Genomic DNA, 2,586 nt, shown 5'->3' on the forward strand with positions numbered 1-2,586 from the left:
AAATCAGGCCGTCTGAAACAATTAAAAGACAGTTTCAGACGGCCTACTCAATCCGGTTATGCCGCACCAACGCTATACGTTTCGCCCTTGCTGTCCGCTTGGCCGACAATGGTAGCAACGGCAGCGGCCAAGCCGTTGCGCGTCATGTATTTTTGCGGAATTTCTTGGGCATTTTGTGTCAAGGTATAGGCATTATCTTCTCCATCGGCAAGGCCGCAGGGGCGCAAGATGGTCCAATTCAAACCGCTTTGTTTGAGATAGATTTCGGCTTCTGTTTTGGCACGGACGGCTTCGCCGAGTGCCTGTTTAAACGGCTCGCTCATCATGTCCCATTGTTCGCCGCAACCCATGCTGGTAATCAATACAAAGCGGGCTTTCGGATTGGTGGCTTTCGTAGCAGCAATGATGTTGATATTGCCCAGCGCATCGCTGCGGATGCCCTCTTCGTTTTTGCCGCCGACAAAACTGATCACAGTATCGGGACGGTATTGTGCCAACGCTTTATCGAGTGCGTCGGCATCAAGCGCATCGGCGACGACGGTTTGAATATTGTGTTCGACAAAAAAGCTGTCTTCAGACGGCCTTCTCAATACGGCGACGGTATCGGCTGAGTCAGTCAATGTGCGGATATAGGCGCGGCCGGACGGCCCGTTGGCTCCGAAGATGAGTTGCATGTTTGGGGTTCCTTTGTATGGTAGATGTTTGTTGTTAGAAAATCCGCTCCTCTATGTAACAAGGAACGGATTATCAGGCCGTCTGAAACCGTTTAAGCGGCATCAAACAGTTTGCGCATGGCTTCGATTTGATGTTGTTTCAACTCGCCTGCTTCATCGCGACCGACAAAAATTTTAAACATGGCGCCACCATTGCGGTTGATAAAGTTGAGCGAGCAAGTGGCTTTGCCCATGAACGGGCGTTCCAAAAGGTAGATGGAGGCGCAGTTTTCGTAATAGATATGACCGTGTACGCCGCCGTCAGTTTCGGGATGATCAAAGTTGTAGAAACCGCGGCCGACTTTGCCGTTAGGCAGTTTGCCGCTGACTTCGACGATGGCATCGGGGGTGTGGGCGATGAAGGTAACGGATTCATCCCATGCGGCGATGGCTTGGAGAATTTCGACAATGCGGCTGCCTTCGGTTTGGCGCACGTTCTCTTCAGGCAGGCAGCGGATAACGTCTTCAAAACTGCATTGGTTTTGCGCGGCCAGCATTTCCAGCACTTGGCCGGGATTTTTTTCTAATGATTGGCGCAACATGGTTTGTTGTTCGGCTGAAAGTTTTTGCATGGTTTGATCCTTTTCTTGAGTCGGAAGAGTGAGCATGAGTTTGCGGATAAGGGTGGGCGACCAATAACGGCCGCTGGTATTCAAACGGATCAGGCCGTCTGAATCGGGTTCTTTAAAAAGCTGCATTTCCTGCCATTGAGCAATCAGCTTTTGCGCTGCTTTGTTGCCGTCGAACAATAATGGATTCAGACGGCCTGTTTCAATATCGTGCTGGACTTTGCTGAGAAGTGCTTTATTTGGACTATGGCCGCTCATAAATGCGATGTTTTTCTCGCCTTTCGGCGTGGCGAGATAGCTTTCCAAATCGCCCTGCACCTGATAGCTGAAACCGCCGAAGTTACCGCCTGCGCCGGAGCCGAACGCCAAACAGGAAATATCGGATTTGATCAGGGTATTGTAGCGGTTGCGCTCGCCACGGCCGGGATAGGCGAAGTGGCTGTTGCTGACCTGTTCCCAGCCTTTTTCCAGCAGTGTTTCAACCGTGTAGGCATATTGGTCTGCCTGAATATCGAAACCTGGCGGTGTCGGAAATGCGCCTTTTTCAATCATGCGGTTGATGGGCAGCATGGGATAAAGGTTGAACGCGTACGTATCCAAACCAGACAGCGGCAGCTCGGTGGCGCGGGCGATATCGTTTTGCCAAACTTCATCGGTTTGATTGGGCAGGCCGAACATCAAATCAGCGACAATCACGGCATCGAGTTCGCACAATTTTGCCAAATATTCAAACGCCTCGACGCCGCTGTGCTTGCGGCCGAGACGGCGTCGGATGGCGGTATTGAAGGTTTGCACGCCGATGGAAATGCGGTTGGCGCCTGCTTCGATGCAGGCCTGTGCTTTTTCCAGATCGAAATGGCTCATGCGCCCTTCGATGGTGAACTCGCAATCTTCGGCAAGCGGCAAATATTGGTAGCAGCCACGAATCAGGCGGACGAGGTCTTCCGTAAGCAACGCGGTCGGCGTACCGCCCCCGAAATAAACGGCTCGGATTTTGCCCTTTCCTGTACGGACTTCGGCTTCAGCGGCCATTTCTTCGATAATTTTGTCGGTGTACACGCTACTTTGGCTGTCCTTCCACGCATTGCGGTAGAAGCCGCAAAAAACGCAATGGTTGGCGCAAAATGGAATATGCAGATAAGCAAGCGCGTCCACATCGGTGGCATGGGGAAGCTTTTTCTTCCAAATGTTCTGCCACTGGGGACGCGGCATTGGAACACCGCCCCAAACGGGCATCAATGCCTGACGTTCGGGAAATGCCTTGGGCGCGGATTGTTTCGGAGTCCAAACAAGCTGCTGTACCA

General features: G+C 52.2%; 2 protein-coding genes. Both read right to left on the reverse strand.

Features of this window, described 5'->3' with window-relative positions; translation table 11 throughout:
• Nucleotides 1–56: 56 nt before the first annotated feature.
• Nucleotides 57–674 carry an NAD(P)H-binding protein gene (locus ACTHUE_RS15275; RefSeq protein WP_107769090.1) on the reverse strand — a complete coding sequence of 206 codons (618 nt, stop codon included), beginning with the start codon at nucleotides 672–674 and terminating at the stop codon, nucleotides 57–59.
• 92 nt (nucleotides 675–766) lie between these two features.
• A partial coding sequence (hutW, locus tag ACTHUE_RS15280) for a heme anaerobic degradation radical SAM methyltransferase ChuW/HutW (protein WP_440423915.1) occupies nucleotides 767–2,586 on the reverse strand: 1,820 nt, incomplete at its 5' end.

The organism is Neisseria sp. P0021.S005, from assembly GCF_051956955.1.